Origin of the sequence: Hasllibacter sp. MH4015 (genome assembly GCF_020177575.1) — a bacterium.
GTDB lineage: Bacteria > Pseudomonadota > Alphaproteobacteria > Rhodobacterales > Rhodobacteraceae > Gymnodinialimonas.
In genome coordinates this window covers 3,131,023-3,149,076 of record NZ_JAHTBK010000001.1, presented here as the reverse complement: position 1 = coordinate 3,149,076, position 18,054 = coordinate 3,131,023, and the positions used below count along the sequence as shown (strand labels likewise).

Annotated in this window: 16 protein-coding genes; 6 read left to right on the top strand and 10 right to left on the bottom strand. The window is 64.2% G+C overall.

What is annotated here, in order from left to right:
- Nucleotides 1-31: 31 nt before the first annotated feature.
- Nucleotides 32-829, bottom strand: a complete 798-nt coding sequence (locus KUW62_RS16105) for a DUF2461 domain-containing protein (protein ID WP_224816483.1) — start codon at nucleotides 827-829, stop codon at nucleotides 32-34.
- A 148-nt stretch (nucleotides 830-977) separates the two neighbouring features.
- A complete protein-coding gene (gene gyrB, locus KUW62_RS16100; RefSeq protein WP_224816482.1) occupies nucleotides 978-3,395 on the bottom strand; it encodes a DNA topoisomerase (ATP-hydrolyzing) subunit B in 2,418 nt (805 codons plus the stop codon).
- Between the two features lie 73 nt (nucleotides 3,396-3,468).
- Here gyrB and KUW62_RS16095 point away from each other — a divergent pair, with 73 nt between their 5' ends.
- Nucleotides 3,469-4,116: a hypothetical protein gene (locus KUW62_RS16095; protein ID WP_224816481.1), complete on the top strand. Its 648-nt coding sequence runs from the start codon at nucleotides 3,469-3,471 to the stop codon at nucleotides 4,114-4,116.
- On the opposite strand, the gene recF is transcribed toward KUW62_RS16095, so the two are convergent.
- From recF to mutM, 6 genes are all read right to left on the bottom strand, one after another.
- Complete coding sequence (recF, locus tag KUW62_RS16090; protein WP_224816480.1) at nucleotides 4,113-5,204, bottom strand: DNA replication/repair protein RecF; 1,092 nt, start codon at nucleotides 5,202-5,204, stop codon at nucleotides 4,113-4,115. The two genes, KUW62_RS16095 and recF, sit on opposite strands and share 4 nt — an antisense overlap.
- Nucleotides 5,205-5,261: 57 nt before the next feature.
- Entirely contained in the window at nucleotides 5,262-6,383 is a 1,122-nt protein-coding gene (gene dnaN, locus KUW62_RS16085) for a DNA polymerase III subunit beta (RefSeq protein ID WP_224816479.1), read from the bottom strand.
- A 119-nt stretch (nucleotides 6,384-6,502) separates the two neighbouring features.
- Nucleotides 6,503-7,966: a chromosomal replication initiator protein DnaA gene (dnaA, locus tag KUW62_RS16080; RefSeq protein ID WP_224816478.1), complete on the bottom strand. Its 1,464-nt coding sequence runs from the start codon at nucleotides 7,964-7,966 to the stop codon at nucleotides 6,503-6,505.
- Between the two features lie 534 nt (nucleotides 7,967-8,500).
- Nucleotides 8,501-8,767, bottom strand: a complete 267-nt coding sequence (gene rpsT, locus KUW62_RS16075) for a 30S ribosomal protein S20 (RefSeq protein WP_224816477.1) — start codon at nucleotides 8,765-8,767, stop codon at nucleotides 8,501-8,503.
- A 179-nt stretch (nucleotides 8,768-8,946) separates the two neighbouring features.
- Entirely contained in the window at nucleotides 8,947-9,723 is a 777-nt protein-coding gene (locus KUW62_RS16070; protein ID WP_224816476.1) for an enoyl-CoA hydratase, read from the bottom strand.
- Between the two features lie 63 nt (nucleotides 9,724-9,786).
- On the bottom strand, nucleotides 9,787-10,638 hold the full coding sequence (gene mutM, locus KUW62_RS16065) for a bifunctional DNA-formamidopyrimidine glycosylase/DNA-(apurinic or apyrimidinic site) lyase (RefSeq protein WP_224816475.1): 852 nt from the start codon (nucleotides 10,636-10,638) through the stop codon (nucleotides 9,787-9,789).
- Between the two features lie 90 nt (nucleotides 10,639-10,728).
- Here mutM and ubiE point away from each other — a divergent pair, with 90 nt between their 5' ends.
- Together ubiE and ubiB are read left to right on the top strand one after the other, a co-directional pair.
- Nucleotides 10,729-11,475, top strand: a complete 747-nt coding sequence (ubiE, locus tag KUW62_RS16060; RefSeq protein ID WP_224816474.1) for a bifunctional demethylmenaquinone methyltransferase/2-methoxy-6-polyprenyl-1,4-benzoquinol methylase UbiE — start codon at nucleotides 10,729-10,731, stop codon at nucleotides 11,473-11,475.
- The gene (gene ubiB, locus KUW62_RS16055) at nucleotides 11,476-13,005 is read left to right on the top strand and encodes a 2-polyprenylphenol 6-hydroxylase (RefSeq protein ID WP_224816473.1); all 1,530 of its coding nucleotides are present in this window, start codon (nucleotides 11,476-11,478) and stop codon (nucleotides 13,003-13,005) included. It begins immediately after the preceding gene.
- Here ubiB and KUW62_RS16050 read toward each other — a convergent pair.
- Both KUW62_RS16050 and KUW62_RS16045 read right to left on the bottom strand, forming a co-directional pair.
- Nucleotides 13,002-13,664 carry a flagellar hook capping FlgD N-terminal domain-containing protein gene (locus KUW62_RS16050; protein ID WP_224816472.1) on the bottom strand — a complete coding sequence of 221 codons (663 nt, stop codon included), beginning with the start codon at nucleotides 13,662-13,664 and terminating at the stop codon, nucleotides 13,002-13,004. The two genes, ubiB and KUW62_RS16050, sit on opposite strands and share 4 nt — an antisense overlap.
- Before the next feature lie 8 nt (nucleotides 13,665-13,672).
- The gene (locus KUW62_RS16045) at nucleotides 13,673-14,212 is read right to left on the bottom strand and encodes a flagellar hook-length control protein FliK (protein WP_224816471.1); all 540 of its coding nucleotides are present in this window, start codon (nucleotides 14,210-14,212) and stop codon (nucleotides 13,673-13,675) included.
- A gap of 1,363 nt (nucleotides 14,213-15,575) precedes the next feature.
- Between KUW62_RS16045 and KUW62_RS16040 the strand changes: the two genes are divergently transcribed.
- The 3 genes from KUW62_RS16040 to KUW62_RS16030 all read left to right on the top strand — a co-directional run bounded on the left by KUW62_RS16040 (nucleotide 15,576) and on the right by KUW62_RS16030 (nucleotide 18,002).
- Nucleotides 15,576-15,869, top strand: coding sequence for a rod-binding protein (locus KUW62_RS16040; RefSeq protein ID WP_224816470.1), 294 nt, complete (start codon nucleotides 15,576-15,578; stop codon nucleotides 15,867-15,869).
- A complete protein-coding gene (locus KUW62_RS16035) occupies nucleotides 15,869-16,213 on the top strand; it encodes a hypothetical protein (RefSeq protein WP_224816469.1) in 345 nt (114 codons plus the stop codon). The genes KUW62_RS16040 and KUW62_RS16035 overlap by 1 nt, the downstream gene beginning before the upstream one ends.
- 220 nt (nucleotides 16,214-16,433) lie before the next feature.
- Nucleotides 16,434-18,002: a flagellin gene (locus KUW62_RS16030; protein ID WP_224816468.1), complete on the top strand. Its 1,569-nt coding sequence runs from the start codon at nucleotides 16,434-16,436 to the stop codon at nucleotides 18,000-18,002.
- Nucleotides 18,003-18,054: the final 52 nt, after the last annotated feature.

Here is an 18,054-nt window from a genome sequence, read left to right as displayed (position 1 = left end):
CGCCCCGTCGGGCGCGTGTTATCGGGTGTCATCACCCAAGGTAAGGGTATCCCGCAGTTTGGGAGATCGGGCCCTTGGGGCGGGATTCGGATGAAGCGGGGCTTAAGGTAAGGCTGCCCTTACCCCGGGCGCGCGATTCGAATCGTTTGGGCGATCGGGTCAGCCGGGAAAGGCGTCCGAGAGAATCGCGTGGATCGGGAGAAACGCCGGGACCATTGCGTTGAGCGTCTTGAGCAGCCCCGCCTTTTCCCAGCCCGGGGGCAGGTCCGCCGTCACGGCAAAGGCCTTGCTTTTGAGCAGATCGCCATGGGGATGGTCGGGGTCGAAGGGTTTTTGGCACCCGCTTGAGCGGATCGGGGCCCCAATCGCTCAACCGCGCGCCGATGGCCTTGTGCGCGGCATCCATCGCGTCCGTCAGCTCGTCGCCGTGGCGGTCGACCATGGTGCGGTAGGCGGTGAGGCTGTCCTTTTCGAGGTTCATCACCCCCATCCCGAGCAGGAGGTAATCGGGGGCGCTGCCGAAGAACCATGCGGGCGTGGGCGCCTGAACCGGTTGCGACCAGAGCAGATGCAAATGCGTATTGTAGGGGGTCTTGTCCTTGGAGAAGCGCACATCGCGGTGGATGCGAAAGAGTTTGGGCTTGTGCGCCGTGCCGGTGGCCTTGGCGAGATCCTCCGCAAAGAGATCGGCGAGAAGCTCGGCCGGCTTCTTGATGTCCGCGTTGTAGGTGGCTTTGTGGGCCTCGTAGAACTCACGGTTGTTGTTGGCACTGAGGTCGGTGAAGAACCCGTTGGCGCGGGTGATGAGATCGGCGAAACCGTCGGACATTTGGGGCCCTCCCCTGTTGGTGGGAGGGAATGTAGGGCGGATGGCGGGACAAGTCCCGCCCTACGGTTTGACGAGACCAAGAGATTGGGGGCCAGCCCCCAAACCCCCGGGATATTTTCGGCACATGGAAGGGGCGCAGCGCATTTGGTTAAAAGTCGAGGTTTTCCACACTCAATGCGTTGGCCTGGATGAATTCCCGCCTTGGCTCCACCACATCGCCCATCAGCTTGGTGAAGATATCGTCGGCATCGGCCAAATCGGCGATCTTGACCTGCAAGAGCGTGCGCGCCTCCGGATCGAGGGTGGTTTCCCATAGCTGGTCGGGGTTCATTTCGCCCAGACCCTTGTAGCGCTGCATCTGCTGGCCCTTGGCGCCTTCGTCGAGGATCGCTTGCAGAAGCTCCGACGGGCCGTGGATGAGCTGTTCCCGGTCCTTGCGGGACAGCGTGGCGGGGTCGCGGTAGACGATGCGGGTGTCCTTGGAGACTTCCGACAGCTTGCGCGCCTCGCCCGAGCGCAGGACGGCGCCGTCGAGCGTGCGGATCTCCTCCACGCCACGCAGTACGCGGGAGAGGCGGATGCCGTGATCCTGCGTGATACGCCCCTGCCAACCGCGTTCGTATTCCACGGCCACGAGGTCGAGCCGTTTGGCGACGTCGTCGGCGACGCCCTGCAAATCGCTGTCGGCCTTGCCCGCATCGAACGCGCCCGCGATGGCGGCCTGTTCGACGATGTGGCGGGGATAATGGGTGGGGAACGCATCGAGGATGCGCTTGAAGTGGCGCGCCCCTTCGACGACGCGGGCAAGATCCTGGCCCGCGATCTCCTCCCCCGAGGGCAGGCGCAGCGACGCGCCTTCGATGCCCTGGGCCACGAGGTAATCCTCAAGCGAGGCCTGATCCTTCAGATAGACCTCAGACTTGCCGCGGCTGACCTTATAGAGGGGCGGCTGGGCGATATAGAGGTAGCCGCCCTCGATGATCTCCGGCATCTGGCGGAAGAAGAAGGTCAGCAGAAGCGTGCGGATGTGGGCACCGTCCACATCGGCATCGGTCATGATGACGATCTTGTGGTAGCGCAGTTTCTCGATGTTGAATTCGTCCCGCCCGATCCCGGTGCCAAGTGCGGTGATGAGCGTCCCGATCTCCTGACTGCCGAGCATCCGGTCGAACCGCGCGCGTTCGACGTTGAGGATCTTCCCGCGCAGGGGCAGGACGGCCTGGTTGTGGCGCGAGCGGCCCTGCTTGGCGGAGCCGCCGGCGCTGTCGCCCTCCACCAGGAAAATCTCGGACTTGGAGGGGTCCTTTTCCTGGCAATCGGCGAGTTTGCCGGGAAGCGAGGCGACGTCCATCGCCGTCTTGCGCCGGGTCAGTTCGCGGGCCTTGCGGGCGGCTTCGCGGGCCAACGCCGCTTCGATGATCTTGCCGACGATCTGGCGCGCTTCCTGGGGATGCTCCTCGAACCATTCCTGAAGCTTTTCGTTCACCAAGCCTTCCACGGCGGGGCGCACTTCGGAGGAGACGAGTTTGTCCTTCGTCTGGGAAGAGAATTTCGGGTCCGGCACCTTCACGGACAGAACGCAGGTCAGCCCCTCGCGCGCGTCGTCGCCGGTGAAATTCACCTTCTCCTTCTTCGCAATGCCCGAGGATTGCGCGTAGAGGTTGATCGTGCGGGTCAGCGCGCCGCGAAAGCCCGCCAGGTGCGTGCCGCCATCGCGCTGGGGGATGTTGTTGGTGAACGGCAGGACGTTTTCGTGGTAGCTGTCGTTCCACCACATCGCGACCTCGACGCCGATATCGTCGCGCGTGCCTTCGATGAAAATCGGCTCTTCCATGGCGGCGGTCTTGGACCGGTCGAGGTAGCGGACGAATTCCTTCACCCCACCCTCGTAGAACAGGTCGGTTTCCAGCGCATCCGCCGGGCGTTCATCGCGCAAGATGATGCGGACGCCGGAATTCAGGAAGGCCAGTTCGCGGAGGCGGTTTTCCAGCGTCTTGAAGGAATAATCGAGGTTGGAGAACGTATCGGTGGAGGCCATGAAGCGCACCTCCGTCCCGGTGCGGTCGCCGCATTCGCCGACGACTTCGAGATGCTTGGTGGTGAACCCGCCTTCGAACCGCGCGACATGTTCCTTGCCGTCGCGCCAGATGCGCAGCTCCAACCAATCGGAGAGCGCATTGACGACGGACACGCCGACCCCGTGCAGACCGCCGGAGACCTTGTAGGAATTGCTGTCGAACTTACCGCCTGCGTGGAGTTGGGTCATGATGACCTCGGCGGCGGATACGCCTTCTTCCTCGTGAAGGCCCACCGGAATGCCGCGGCCATTGTCGGAGACGGAAACGGAATTATCGGCGTGGATCGTGACCGTCACCGCGTCCGCGTGACCGGCCAACGCCTCATCAATGCCGTTGTCCACGACCTCGTAGACCATGTGGTGCAAACCACTGCCATCATCGGTGTCGCCGATATACATGCCGGGGCGCTTGCGAACCGCCTCCAACCCTTTGAGAACCTTGATGGAATCGGCGCCATAGTCTTCGCCGCTTGCGGGTGTGTCGCTCATGTTCTTCTTATCCCGTATTGTTGCCCAAGATATACGCATTTGGGCGGGCATTGTCACGCGATTGCCCCATATATTGAGTGTATTCCTGGAGGAGAACGCGATGGCCTGGACCACGATCGATACAGCACAATACGCGCGCCTGCTGGAGGGTCTTCCCCCGGCGCTTGCGGCCGTCGCCGACGGCCTGCAGATGCCCCCGGCGGAGGCGGCCCGCGCCATCGCTCACCACGACGGGGACGCCACCACCGCTCCACCCCAGGGCCACCGCTATGTCATCGTCGACGGCGATCTGACCCTGTTCGGGCGGTTGAACCTGTTTGGCCAGATGGCAGAGAGCGAGGACGGGAATACCGTGCTGATCGTGACCGGCAATCTCCATTGCACCGATCTGATCCAAACCCCTGGCGGCGTCATCCTCGTGGGCGGCGATCTGGTCGTCTCCCGCGTGTTCGAGACATCGTTCGGAGACAGCTTGTGCACGGTCTGCGGCGATGTGCGGGTGCGGTTCTATCATGGCCTCGACGTCTGGATCGAGTTCGGCGGGCGTTGTGAGATCGACACCGGCTGGGGCTATGGCCTGCCGATCGGGTACACGGACGCGGCAGCGCAGGCGGTCTACCCCAGGCACCGCAACGGCGCGCTCTACGATCAGTTCGACATCCCGCCCGGTGAGACATGGGAGCGCGCGGACGCCTTCGTGACGATGATGCTTGAGAATTAGGCCAGCTGGCTTTCGCCACCCACCTCGGTCACCTCGAAATGCTGCGCCCGCTCGCCCAGTTCCGCAAACAATTCCGGCCCCGTGCCGGTCATCCAGGCTTGAGCCTCCAGCGCGCAGATCTCGTCAAAGAGCGCGGCGCGGCGGCCCGCGTCCAAGTGCGCGGCGACCTCGTCCAGGAGCACCAGCGGCGCGGCCCCGGTCTCGGCCTTGAGGGCGCGGGCATTGGCGAGGATCAGGGAGATCAGCAGCGCCTTCTGCTCTCCGGTGGAGCATTGCTTGGCCGCCACGCCCTTGTCGCGGTAGATCGCGGCCATGTCGGCGCGGTGCGGGCCGATCAGCGTGCGTCCGGCGGCGATGTCGCGGGGGCGGCTGTCGGCGAAGGCGGTGAGGAAATCGTCCTCGGTGGTGCAGGGCACCTCCACCTCGATGGACAGATCGGCGGCGGGAAAGGCGGTGGCGGCCCCCACCTGCGCGGCGGCGATGCGGCGCAGGGCCTCCTCCCGCCCGGCCACGATGCGGGTCGCGGCACCGGCCATCTGCGCCTCCAGCGCGCGATACCATGCGGGATCGCGGACGTCGTCCTTCAGCAGGCGGTTGCGTTCGCGCATGGCCTTTTCATAGGTCAGCACCGCCTCCGCATGGTCGGGCAGGAAGCTGAGCGTGATGCGGTCCAAAAACCGCCTGCGCCCGTCGGCCCCTTCCATCCAGAGCCGGTCTTGCGCGGGCACCAGCCAGACGATGCGCAGGATCTTGGCGAGTGCCACCTGCGGCGCGGTCTTGCCGTCGATCTGGGTGGCGCGCGCCGTGCTGGGCTCGGCGGTCAGCGTGATCTCGTGGCCGATCCCGGGGCCTTCGACCTCGGCGGAGACCTTCCACCCGATCGCCTGGGGCCTGCGAATGATCTCATCGGAGGCCGCGCGCCTGAGCCCGCGCCCGGGGCTAAGCAGCGATACGGCCTCCATCAGGTTGGTCTTGCCCGCCCCGTTGGGCCCGAACAAAGCCACGGGCCGTCCGTCAAGCGCCAGTCGCGCCCGCCTGTGGGACCGAAAATGCGAGAGGGTGAGGGATGCGACGAATACCCGGCTCATCGCGCGCCCTGTCTTCCATGTGCCAAAAATATCCCCGCCGGAGGCATCCGGCAGACGTCACACGCGCATCGGCATGACAACGTAGATCGCGCTTTCGTCATTGCCTTCGCGCATCAGCGTGGGCTCGGCGGGGGAGGAGAACATGAAGACCGCATTCTCCCGGTCCACCTGTGAGGCGATTTCCAGCAGGTATTTCGCGTTGAAGCCGATCTCCAGCTTCTCATCGCCGTACGCAACGGCCAGCTCGGCCTCCGCATTGCCGCTGTCGGGGGCGTTCACGGACAGGACCAGCCGGTCCTCATCCAACGCCATCTTCACGGCGCGGGAACGTTCGGAACTGACGGTGGCCACAAGGTCCACGGCCTTCGCGAAATCGCCGGCATCGACTTCCATCCGGCGTGTGTTCCCCATCGGGATGACGCGGGTGTAGTCGGGGAACGTGCCGTCGATGACTTTGGAGGTCAGCGTGATGTCGGGCGTGGCGAAGCGGATCTTGGTCTCGCTGACAGATACGGCGATCTGCGCGTCGTCGTCATCGAGGAGTTTGCGCAACTCGCCCACCGTCTTGCGCGGAACGATCACGCCGGGCATGTCGGCGGCACCGTCGGGCAGGGTGCTGTCGATGCGGGCCAGGCGGTGGCCATCCGTGGCCACGGCGCGAAGGACCTTGTCGCCGCTTTCGCCGGTTGCGATGTGGAAATAGACACCGTTGAGGTAATAGCGCGTCTCTTCCGTCGAGATGGCGAATTTGGATTTGTCGAACAGCCGCCGAAGCTCCGGCGCCTTGGCGGAGAAATTCGCGGCGTAATCGGTCGATGCCATGACCGGGAAGTCTTCGCGAGGCAGAGTGGCCAGCTGGAAGGTCGAGCGTCCGGCTTCCACCGTCAGGCGGCCTGCGGTGCTATCCTCGTTCAGCGAAACGAGCGCGCCGTCGGGCAGCTTGCGCACGATTTCGTGGAAGGTGACGGCATTGACGGTTGTTGCGCCCGCACGCTCCACCTGGGCCGGGGCCTTGTCCACCACCTCGATATCCAGATCGGTTGCCCGGAACGACACGCTGTCGCCGTCGGCTTCGATCAGGACATTGGCGAGGATCGGAATGGTGTTCCGCCGCTCCACGACCGATTGCGCTTGGCTGACGGCGCGCAGAAGGGTGGCGCGTTCGATGGAGAGTTTCATGTCCCAGGCTCCGACAGATGGCGGGGCCGCGAGAATGTCCCGGACCCCAGCCAATCACAAGGTGTTTTATGAAGGTTTGGGCGCGGGGTGTTGCGTGGTCAACCCCCCGGACCCGGTAATCAGGCTTCCAGCATCCGCCGCAGCAATTCCGCGTCTTCGGCGATCTGGCTGTCGATCTGCATCAGCTCTTCGATCTTGCGCACACCGTAGAGGATCGTGGTGTGGTCGCGTCCGCCGAATTTCTTCCCGATCTCGGGCAGGGAGCGTTGCGTCAGTCGCTTGCAGAGATACATCGCCATCTGCCGGGGCCGCGCGATGGCGCGCTGGCGGTTCTGGCTTATCATGTCGACCTGGCGGAGCTTATAATATTCGCAGGTTTTCTTGATGATCTCGTCCATCGTGACCTTGCGGTCGGAGGCGCGCAGGATATCGGCGAGGTTGTCGCGGGCGAAATCCTCCGTCACTTCGCGGCGCACCAGATCGCCGGTGGCGTAGAGGCGGTTGAGGGCACCCTCCAGTTCGCGGACGTTGGAGGCGATTTTGCGGGCGAGGAATTCCAGCACCCCGTCGGCGAATTTCACATGCGGGTATTTCTGGCGAAGAAGCTCGGCCTTGTGCTCCAGCACGCTGATCCGCAATTCGTAATCGGTGGGGTGAATGTCCACCACCAGTCCGCTTTGCAGGCGCGAGGCGATGCGGCCATCAAGCTCCTCCATATCGACGGGCGCGCGGTCGCCGGAGATGACGATCTGTTTGCCCATCTCCACCAGCGCGTTGAAGGTGTGGAAGAATTCCTGCTGGGTGGAGGATTTGCCCGCGATGAACTGCACGTCATCGACCATCAGGATATCGACCGAGCGGAAGGTTTCCTTGAAGTTGAACGTGTCCTGTTCACGGAGCGCCCGGACGAAGCGGTGCATGAACTGCTCCGCCGACAGGTAGAGGATCTTCGCATCGGGGAAGCGGTCCTGAAGGTCCCAGGCAATGGCGTGCATCAGGTGTGTCTTACCGAGGCCGACGCCGCCGTAGAGGAACAGCGGATTGAAGGTCACGTCGAGGGTTTCGGCCACGCGGCGGGCGGCGGCATGGGCCAGCTCGTTCGGTTTGCCGACGACGAAATTGGAAAAGGTGAACAGCGGGTTCAGCTTGGTGCCGTGAAGCTCCGCCACGGTGCGGTGCGGGGCGACGGACGCTGCGGGCGGTTGCGACGGCGGGACGGCGCCGCCGGCGGCGGCGGCCGGGGCGGGTTGCGGCCGGGGAGCGGGTTCCGCGTGGTGGCGCGCCGGAGCGGCTTCCGCCATTTCCAGGGCCGGCTGCGGTGCAGCGGCGGGGGCGGCGCGGCGCGGGCCGACGGTAAACTGGACACGGTCGGCGCTGACGCCGCGGGACGACAGATGGCGCAGGATCAGGTCCCCGAAATTATTCGACACCCAGGATCCGATGAAGCCGGTGGGCACGTGAAAATGCGCCGTTCGGTCCTCCACCCGATCAAAGCCGATCGGTTCGATCCAGGCTTTGAAATTGTTGCGCCCGACGGCTTGCAACAGTTCTTCGCGGACTTGGCCCCATGTGTCGTCGTTCATTCCCTCTATCCGTCCCTTTTCTTGCCCGGCCCTGTGCTTACGGACCGGTTATACACCAAAATTCTGCCACCGCGCGCCAATCACCACCCACAACAAACAACACAACTGTTACCCGCCGGTTGATCCGGCGTGGGTCTGGTCGTGTCGCGCTTCGTGGGTCTAAGGGAAGATTCGGGCTACAAAAAGGAACGCCGCGCGGCCAACATGGCCACGGCCCGTCCCAATCCCACCTGTCCAAGTGCCACGGCAATTCCGCCGGATACGTCATGCGCCACGTGTCGTGGCACCGCGCAATTTCAGCATCGAACCAGGGTTCGTACCCCGCATCCGCCCCCCAAGGCGTCTGACTCGCTGGAGGGAAGGTATCGGGAGTCTCGCGCCCGTCGCAACACCTCTTCTTGCTTGACTCGGGCCACCTCCGGCAATCGAATCTCGCGGCTCAATTTAGAGCCTTGAGCGCATTGCGATTTTCTCTCGCGCAAAAAAAAGCGCCCCGGGAAGGGACGCCTTTGTCGTGGTCGGAGATGCGGCGGCTCAGGCGCCCATCGCCTTCACGCGGGACGCAAGACGCGACATTTTCCGCGATGCGGTGTTTTTGTGCATCACCCCCTTGGTGACGCCGCGCATCAACTCGGGCTGGACATTCTTCAACGCTTCGGCGGCGGCGGCTTGATCGCCCGAGGCGATCGCCTCTTCCACGCGGCGCAGGTGGGTGCGGATGCGCGAACGGCGGGCTTTGTTGATCTGGAAGCGGCGCTCGTTCTGGCGGGCGCGTTTCTTGGCTTGGGGCGAATTTGCCATCGTGTCTGATCCTTCGTCGGCCCGATAGTCCCGGGCATATTGAAATAGGTGCAACGCGGGTGGTCCCGACCCCGGGTTCACTACCGGGCGAATCTGGCCAAAAGGCGGGCCTCACACGCATGTCTGGCGCGGCTGATAGGGGATTTGGCCCGCGAAGGGAAGCCCCCTTCGTCGCGGCCTTACTTATCGCGGAACTGCGGCTCGCGCTTTTCGATGAAGGCGGCCATGCCTTCGGACTGATCCTCGGTCGCGAACATCGAATGGAACAGGCGCCGTTCGAACAGGAGTCCCTCGGAAAGGCTCACCTCCTCCGCCCGGTTCACGGCTTCCTTTGCGGCCATGGTGGAGATCGCGGATTTCTCGGCGATCTTCGCGGCGGCGGCCATCGCCTCCTCCATCAGCTTCTTGGCGGGGACCATGCGGCTGACAAGGCCCGCGCGCTCGGCCTCCTCGGCTGGCATGAAACGCCCCGTCAGATGCATGTCCATTGCCTTTGACTTGCCCACCAGCTTGGTCAGGCGCTGGGTGCCGCCCATGCCGGCGATGACACCGAGGTTGATCTCGGGCTGGCCGAACTTGGCATTGTCGGCGGCGATGATGAAATCACACGCCATCGCCAATTCGCACCCGCCGCCCAGGGCATAGCCCGCCACGGCGGCGATAATCGGCTTGCGGATGCGCGCGATGCTGTCGGCGGCTTCGGCGAAGAGATCCTCGAATACCACGTCGGCAAAAGTCTTTTCGGCCATTTCGGTGATGTCGGCCCCGGCGGCGAATGCCTTGTCGGTGCCTGTTATGACGATGCAGCGGACCTTGTCATTGCCCTCGGCCGCGGCAAGCGCCTTGCCCAATTCGCCCAGAAGCTGCGTGTTGAGCGCGTTGAGCGCATCGGGGCGATTCAATTTGATCAGGCAGATATGATCTTCGACGTCGACGATCAGGGTCTCGTAGGCCATGGAATGCGCTCATCGGCTGTTGAAACGAGCCCTGAGGCTTAGCACCGGTGGCAGGGGTTTCAACTACCTTTGGCAGGCCGCGCAGTAGAAGCTGGACCGCCCTGACTGTACCTTGCGGCGAATTTTCTCAGCGCAGGCCGGGGTTTGGCAGGGCTGACCCTCGCGGCCATACACGAGAAAGGTGTGTTGAAAATATCCCAGTTCCCCGTCCGCCTGCCGATGGTCACGTAAGGAAGATCCCCCCGCTTCGATAGCTTCCGCCAATACATCGCGGATGATCGGCACCAGGCGCGCGACTCGACCCGGTGCGATGCGCGCGGCGTGGCGCAAAGGAGAAATTCCGGCGCGGTAAAGCGCCTCGCACACGTAGATATTGCCGAGGCCGGCCACGATGCGCTGGTCCAGAAGCGCGGATTTCACGGGGCTGCGCTTGCCCGCGAAGGCCGCGATAAGGTGGGCTTCGTTGAAGGAATTGCCAAGCGGCTCCGGCCCCAGGTCGCGCAAAAGCCAATGCTCGTCCTGGGTGTCGGTATCAAGAAGGTCCATCGCACCGAACCGGCGGGCATCGTTGAACGTGATCCGCGCGCCCGTATCGGTGTCGAACACCACATGGTCGTGTTTCGCGGGCGTGGGGTGGGTGTGGTGGAACCGGCCCAACGGATCGCCCGACACGGTCATTCGCCCGGACATGCCCAGATGGATCAACAGCGTCTCTCCGGTATCGAGGTCGGCGAGGATGTATTTCGACCGCCGGCGCAGCGCGGTGACGCGTGCGCCGGTCAGGCGGTCGGCCATCCGGTCGGGGAACGGCCAGCGCAGATCGGGGCGGTTCACGGACGCCGTGGTGATCCGAGCGCCCTCCAGCGCAGGCAGCAGCCCGCGACGCACTGTCTCAACCTCTGGAAGTTCGGGCAAATCAGGCTTTCCTCATGTGTCATCGGGGTGCGTTGCAGCGCCCCGGCAGGCCCCTATAAGAAGGGGCGGGAATACAAAAGGACAAGGCCCATGGCGGACGATCGTACGACTCACTTCGGCTTTCAGGATGTGGCCGAGGATCAGAAGGCGGGGATGGTCCACGGGGTGTTCACGAATGTGGCGTCCAAATACGACGTGATGAACGACGTGATGAGCGTGGGCATCCACCGCATCTGGAAGGATGCGATGATGGATTGGCTGGCGCCGCGCGACGGTCAGCGGCTTCTGGATGTGGCGGGCGGCACGGGGGATATCGCCTTTCGGTTCCTGAAACGCGCACCCGGTGCCCATGCGACCGTCTTCGACATGACCCAGAGCATGCTGGACGAGGGCGAAAAGCGCGCCGAGGCCGAGGCGATGGCCGACAAGCTTTCGTGGGTGTGCGGCGACGCGATGGCGCTGCCCTTTGCCGATAACAGCTTCGACGTCTACACGATCAGTTTCGGCATCCGGAACGTGGTGCGCATCGACGAGGCCCTCGCGGAAGCCTTCCGGGTCTTGAAGCCCGGCGGCCGGTTGATGGTTCTGGAGTTCTCGCAATTGCCCAATGACGGAATGCAAAAACTCTATGACCTCTATTCCTTCAACGTGATCCCGCGCATGGGGCAGGTGATCGCGGGAGATCGCGACTCGTATCAATACCTGGTCGAGTCGATCCGCAAATTCCCGGATCAGGAGACCTTCGCGGGCATGATCCGCGATGCGGGGTTCGAGCAGGTGAAATATCGCAACCTGTCGATGGGCATCGCCGCGCTGCATTCAGGCTGGAAGCTCTAGGTGCGCGGTCCCCACAATATCTGGCGGCTGGTGCGCACCGGCGCGACGTTCGAGAGGACGGGCGCCATGGGTGCCGTGCTGGAAGCCGTGGACGCGCCGCGCCCGATCCGGGTGGCGGCCCGTGTGCTGGGCTGGCCGTTCAAGTGGTTGGGCCTGAAAGGTGATCCGACCATGCCGCCCGTGGTCCGCGCCCTGACGGCCCTTGGCCCGGCCTACATCAAGTTTGGGCAGATCCTTTCGACCCGCGCGGATGTGGTCGGACCGGAGATGGCAGCGGAATTGCAGGTGCTGCAGGACAAGCTGCCGCCCTTCGATACCTCGGATGCACGCCGCGTCGTGGCCGAGGAAATGGGCCGCCCCGTCGATGAGATTTTCAGCGCGTTCTCCGATCCCGTTGCTGCCGCCTCCATCGCGCAGGTGCACCGCGCGACGTTGGTCGAGGGCGGACGCGACGTGGCGGTGAAGATCCTTCGTCCGGGCATTGAGCGGGCGTTTCGCAAGGATGTGGACGCCTTTCACCTCATGGCGACGCTGATCGAGACGTTATCTCCGTCCTCCCGCCGGTTGCGACCGCGCGACGTCATCACCCATTTCGAAGGGGTCGTGACGCAGGAGCTGGATTTGCGCATCGAGGCCTCGGCGGCGGGTGAATTCGCGGCCAATACCAAGGACGATGAGGGCTTTGTCGTGCCGGCGGTGGAATGGGGCCTCAGCTCGCGCCGGATGATGGTGCTGGGCTGGGCCGAAGGGGTGCCGTTCAGCAATCTCGCGGCCATTGATGTAGGCGGGTACGACCGCAAGGCCCTTGCGCAGACGGTGTTGCAGATGTTCCTGCGCCACGCGCTGCGCGACGGATTTTTCCATGCCGACATGCACCAGGGCAACCTGAAGGTCGCGCCCAATGGCGATGTCGTGGCGCTGGATTTCGGGATCATGGGACGGTTGGATGAATATACGCGGCGCGTCTATGCGGAGATCCTGATGGGGTTCATCCGCAAGGATTACCGCCGCGTCGCTGAGGTGCATTTCGAGGCCGGCTACGTGCCCCAGGATCGCGATGTGGCGGAGTTTGCCCAAGCGCTCAGATCCGTGGGGGAGCCGATTTTCGGGATGGATGCCAGCGGTATCTCCATGGGTCGCCTTCTGGCCTATCTGTTCGAGGTAACGGAACGCTTCGGGATGGAGACGCGCACGGAGCTAATCCTGTTGCAGCGCACCATGGTCGTGGTCGAGGGGGTGGCCAGGTCGCTGGACGAGGACATGAACATCTGGACCGCTGCGCGCCCGGTGGTGGAAGAATACATCGCCCGCAATATCGGACCGCAGGCGGTGGCACGGGACCTCTTCCGTACGGCGATGGTTCTGTCGCGCTTCGGTCCACGCCTGCCGCAACTGGCCGAGGCGGCGCTGATCGCCCAGGCTCACCCGCCCCGGCAGGACCGGCGTCCCGTCTGGCCCGAACGGCTGGCCCTCGGGCTGGGGGGCGTGGTTGTCGGAGCCGCGTTGGCCGCGATCCTCAGCCTGATCTAGCCGTCGCCACGGCGCAGCGCCTGCACGCCATCGGCGGGGATCGAGATGCCGTTGTCCATCGTAAGCCAGACCTCACCGTTCACGGTCTGCGCCTCTTGGATCGTGGCGTGAACGAAGGCGGCGCGTTCTTCCAGCATCGTCTCTCCCGACCAGCTTTGGGCGGAGAGGAAGTAGGTGCCGTCGGCCAAGGGTTGCCCGTTTTCGTCGAGGCCCTGCCATTGGTAGGGCTCATCGGATAACGGGATCGGGGTGCGGGCCACCATCTCTCCGTTCTGGTCGCGCACGATCAGTTCCATTCGGTCGGCAAGAGGGGCGGGGGCGACCTGAACCTCAACCTCCTGTCCGGTAAAGTTGACCGGCATTTCGGCCCGCGCCTCCAACCCGATCCAGCCGGATAACTGCCCCATGTTCATGGCGGTGAACCCGGCCTGCAAGTCGCGCAGGAGGTCATTGGTCAGCACCTGCTGTTCGACGCCGGAAAACGTGGCGAGCTGGGCGGTGTATTCGGTACTGTCGGTTGGGTTGAGCGGATCCTGGTTCTGCATCTGCGTGGTCAGAAGGCGAAGAAACAACTCGAAATCGGACGTGATGGAGGCCGCGTCCGATGCGGTGGCGCCGTTGGCCGATGAGGTGGTCTGGGAAATGGGAAGGACGTCCATGGGGTCTCCTACACTCGGATGTCGAGGCCACCGTCCGCGGTGACGCGAAGGACGGTTCGTTCGGGCTGCGGGGCAGCGGTTTCGTTCGTATCCGCGTCATCGCCACCGCGGGGCGCGCCGTGTCGGGCGGAGTTGCCGCCGCCGCCGTCGTCTTGGGCGATGCGCACGGACGGAGCATCAAGGCCCGACCGCGCGAATTCCTGCGCCAGAAGGTCCAGATGTCGGCGCATCAGGTCGACGGTTTCGGGGCGGTCGGCATGGATGGAAAGGGTGAGCACTCCCGCCACCTCGGTGATTTGAAGGCGCAGGCGGCCAAGTTCCGGCGGGTCGAGGGCCAGTTCCATCGGCCCCGTCTCGGGACCAAGATCCGCCATAGCCGCCGCGATCTGGTGCGCAATGGCCGTTGCGGAGGACGGGGGCGCATGGGGTATGATGGGCGCGACCGGCGTGGCGGAGAATGTGTGCGTGACTTGGGGTTGGAGGAGGCCGAACGGGTCGAGCGAAGGCGTTCCGTCCACGGGCAGAACCGAGCGCGAATACGCGGTCAAGATCGGCGCTGGTGTCAGGACCGGTGCTGATGTCACGATTCCCGATGGGCCCGTCGCAGGCGCAGGCGGGGTGACTATCCGGGGCATGGCGACCGGTTCATCGAGCGGAATGCGGGGTGGCAGTTGCTCCGGGGCAGAGTGACGAGGCGCTGGGTCCGGTGTCAGCAGCGCTGTCTGCACTGGCTCGGAGGGGGTCGCAACTGGCGGGCGTGCGAGTGCTGGGAGGAACGTGAGCGGGGCCGAGGCGGGTTCCGCGCGTTGCGTGAGTGGGGTGGGTTCAGCTCGCTCAATCAGCGGCGGTGGAACGGGTTGTGGCGCTGGCGCGGTGGGTGCTGGCACAGCCGTGCTCTTGGATTGCGGAGACTTCAGCGGTGCCGGCGCACCGGAGGATTGAATCGGTGCGGCATCAGACGGCGCGGGCATCGGCGTCGTTCGGACCTGCAGAGGCGGGGGTGCTTCTACGAATTGAGCGGGCCGCGCAAAAAATGCGCCCGACTGCGGGGATGGTTCGGCAAGGATGGCCTGGGTGGGGCTGGCAAGAGGCGCTTTTGATAGGCTCGGGGCCGGTGCCAGACCGGGCATTGGCATCGGTTGAGCCGACGACGGAATGTCAGGATCGACCGGGACCGCGGCGGAAATTTGCGCTGGGGCGAGTGCAACGGGATTGCTCGCGCCGAGCGTGTCAGCGCCCGGCCACGTACCCGTCGTGACATTCGGGCTAGGCTGAGGTGCAGGCAGCGCGCCCAGGGTCGGTAGAGGTGCCGCCGGGTTTAACGTAGCGGGCGGTGTCGGTTGGACGGGCGCGCTGATCGGGACCGGGACGCGGACCGGCAAGATGTCCTCTTCCTGCACCGGCATAGAACGGGGCTCCATAGTCGTGACCATCTCGATGGGCGTAACGATGGCTTGAATAGGCGCTTTGACGCCGGGTTCGGTGGGGGCCGGCAGGTCCGACGTGACGAAGGGAGGCTCGTCCGACACTGGCAGCGGCTGCATATTCAAGGGATCGTCGACCGAAACGGGCTCGGATGAAACCCAAACGGTCAGCACGTCGTCGGCCCGTGCGCTCCCGTCCGCGTTGTCCTGCGCCGAAACCGGGACTGCCGGGATCAGGGAATTCTGCGCTGTGCCATCCGCTTGGAATGCGGTGAGAAAGGCGAAGCCGTCGGGTATCACGCCTGCCGCATCATGCCCCTGGGAAGTGGGGCCAGATGCGCCCGTTGCGCGGAGGTTCTGGAACAGATCAACCATTCTGGGTGCCCGTTTGTTGGTGTCCGACCCGCTCTAACCCGCAAGCCCCTTACGAATTCTTTACGCGGGCCTGTCACGGTGAGTCGAAATCCCTCGAATGCGAGAGACTTTGATGTCCGAGCCGATTCTGACCCCCTCCGGCCTTACGCCGGTGCAGGCGAACCCCTCGTCGCAGACCGCCCGCCTCCGCGCGGTTGCCGAAGACCTTGAAGCCGCCTTCCTCGCCGAAATGCTGCAACATGCAGGGTTTGGCGGCGCGAGAGAAAGCTTCGGTGGCGGCATCGGGGAGGAGCAGATGTCTTCCATGCTGCGACACGAACACGCGCGCGCGATCGCGCAGCAGGGCGGCATCGGCCTTGCCGAGGCGATCTTCGCCTCCCTTCTGGCACGGACGGAAACGGAGTGATGTTCGGGCTGCGAAAACCGGCGGCGAATGTCATCCGCTCTATCCTTGAAACCCAGCACACGGCCCTGCTGGCCGGGGACTTCGCGCGGCTGGAGCCATTGGCCGCGCAATTGGAACAGGCTTTTGCGCGTTTGCGCCAAGATGGTGCCAGTGCGGGGGAGCTGACCGCGATCAAGGCGATGTCCGCACGCAATGCCACGCTTCTGCGCGCGGCCCAGACAGGTGTCGCGCGGGCGCGGGATCAGTTGGGGTCGGTACGCGCGCCGGTCCTCAATACCTATGATGCATCGGGCCAGAGCCGGGCCAATGGCGAAGCGCCGGGCAAAACCCTCGCCCGTCGCTAGCGGCTCGCGTTGGATCAAATTAGCAGCATCGCCGAGCCGGGCCTTAACGCCGGTTTAACCCCCCTCTGCCCAGAACGGGCTCTGCACCCGAGGGGTGGCGTGGGCCGGAACGATCGACCCGCAACCGTCAGAATGACGCTCGCAATGCCCCGCCAAAGCGGAGGCTGTCCTGTGACCGGCGTGGAAAATCACGCCAAGGAAAGCAAAGAAAGGGACATTCATGTCCAGCATTCTGACCAACAACAGCGCCATGGTCGCGCTTCAGACCCTGAAATCGGTCAACGCGAACTTGCAAGAAACCCAATCGCAGATCTCCACCGGTAAATCCGTGGCATCGGCGAAAGACAATTCGGCCGTCTGGGCGATTTCCAAGGTGATGGAATCGGACGTGAAGGGCTTCAAGGGCATCCAGGAAAGCTTGAGCCTTGGGGAATCCACCGTCGCCGTTGCCCGGAACGCCTCCGAAACCGTGACGGACCTGCTGACCGAGATCAAAGGCAAGATCGTGGCCGCGCAGGAGGAGAACGTCGACCGGGCCAAGATCCAGACCGACATCGACGCGCTGACCGACCAGATCAAATCGGTTGTGGGCGCGGCGCAGTTCAACGGCCTGAACCTCGTGTCCGGCACCGAAGATGTGAACGTCCTCTCGTCCCTCGACCGGTCGGGTTCCGGGAATGTTGCCGCCTCTAACATCACGGTTCAGCGTCAGGACCTGAGCAGCATCGCGGGCACCTACGGAACGACGGCCGTGACCGGTGGCGATCTGACGGCGCTTGGCTCGCTCAACGGGTCGGCGTCGGCCACAAGCGGCGCGCAGGCGGGGCTGAGTGCGCAGATTCAGATCACCGAAGGCACGACCACCGGCTTTGCCGCGAACGACACGTTCAGCCTGACGGTCGGCGGGTCCACCATCACCGTCACGCTCGACGGCACGGAAGACGCCACAGGCGTTGCCACGCTTCTGCAGGGTGAGATTAATGCGCGCGACATTCCCGGTATCACCGCCACCGCCGGTGCCAATGCGGGCGAATTGGTGATTTCCAACACCAACGCCTTCGCAGAGGTCGATATCGAGGTTGCCGCAACGCTGGGCGACACGTCCGGTAGTGCCGGTGCCAATATCGAAGAGCTCAACGGCAGCACCGGCCTGACCCAGACCACAGGCACCATCGCGCAACGGGCCGAGACGATCGACTTCAGCGCCGCCGCCAATGTGTCGGAAGGTGATGGCTTCGAAGTGACGGTTGCCGGCACGGCGTTCCGCTACATCGCGGGCCAGGGTGAGACAATGGAAGACGTCGCACGGGGTCTGAAAACGGCGATTGACTCCAACCCGCCCGATGGTGTGACCACGCAGGTCCAGCAGAACGAGACCACGGGCGCCTATTCGTTGGCCATCGACTATGACAACGCCTCCACCACCACCATCGCATTGAGCGCATCGACGGGGGGCGAGGCGTCGGGCGGTCTGTTCGGCCTCGATAATCTGGACGTAACCACGAATGCGGGGGCGGATTCCGCGCTCGATAACGTTGAGACGCTGATCCAGAATTCCATCGACGCCGCGGCGGCCTTCGGTTCGGCCCAGGGCCGGATCGAAACGCAGTCGGACTTCGTGGGCAAGCTGATCGATTCCCTGAAATCCGGGATCGGCACGCTGGTGGACGCAGATATGGAAGAGGCCTCTGCTCGTTTGCAGGCGCTTCAGGTGCAGCAGCAGCTGGCGACCCAGTCGCTGTCCATTGCCAACCAGGCGCCTCAGAACATCCTGGCGCTGTTCCGGTAAACTGATCCTTTTCCGGGGCGTGGCGCATGACGCGCACACGCCCCGGAAATCA

What these genes read in the sequence shown, in the direction of transcription:
- dnaN (WP_224816479.1), bottom strand. Translation starts at nt 6,383, where the DNA reads ATGAAACTCTCCATCGAACGCGCCACCCTTCTGCGCGCCGTCAGCCAA.
- rpsT (WP_224816477.1), bottom strand. Translation starts at nt 8,767, where the DNA reads ATGGCAAATTCGCCCCAAGCCAAGAAACGCGCCCGCCAGAACGAGCGC.
- dnaA (WP_224816478.1), bottom strand. Translation starts at nt 7,966, where the DNA reads ATGAACGACGACACATGGGGCCAAGTCCGCGAAGAACTGTTGCAAGCC.
- KUW62_RS16030 (WP_224816468.1), top strand. Translation starts at nt 16,434, where the DNA reads ATGTCCAGCATTCTGACCAACAACAGCGCCATGGTCGCGCTTCAGACC.
- ubiE (WP_224816474.1), top strand. Translation starts at nt 10,729, where the DNA reads ATGGCGGACGATCGTACGACTCACTTCGGCTTTCAGGATGTGGCCGAG.
- gyrB (WP_224816482.1), bottom strand. Translation starts at nt 3,395, where the DNA reads ATGAGCGACACACCCGCAAGCGGCGAAGACTATGGCGCCGATTCCATC.
- KUW62_RS16050 (WP_224816472.1), bottom strand. Translation starts at nt 13,664, where the DNA reads ATGGACGTCCTTCCCATTTCCCAGACCACCTCATCGGCCAACGGCGCC.
- KUW62_RS16105 (WP_224816483.1), bottom strand. Translation starts at nt 829, where the DNA reads ATGTCCGACGGTTTCGCCGATCTCATCACCCGCGCCAACGGGTTCTTC.
- KUW62_RS16070 (WP_224816476.1), bottom strand. Translation starts at nt 9,723, where the DNA reads ATGGCCTACGAGACCCTGATCGTCGACGTCGAAGATCATATCTGCCTG.
- KUW62_RS16035 (WP_224816469.1), top strand. Translation starts at nt 15,869, where the DNA reads ATGTTCGGGCTGCGAAAACCGGCGGCGAATGTCATCCGCTCTATCCTT.
- recF (WP_224816480.1), bottom strand. Translation starts at nt 5,204, where the DNA reads ATGAGCCGGGTATTCGTCGCATCCCTCACCCTCTCGCATTTTCGGTCC.
- KUW62_RS16040 (WP_224816470.1), top strand. Translation starts at nt 15,576, where the DNA reads ATGTCCGAGCCGATTCTGACCCCCTCCGGCCTTACGCCGGTGCAGGCG.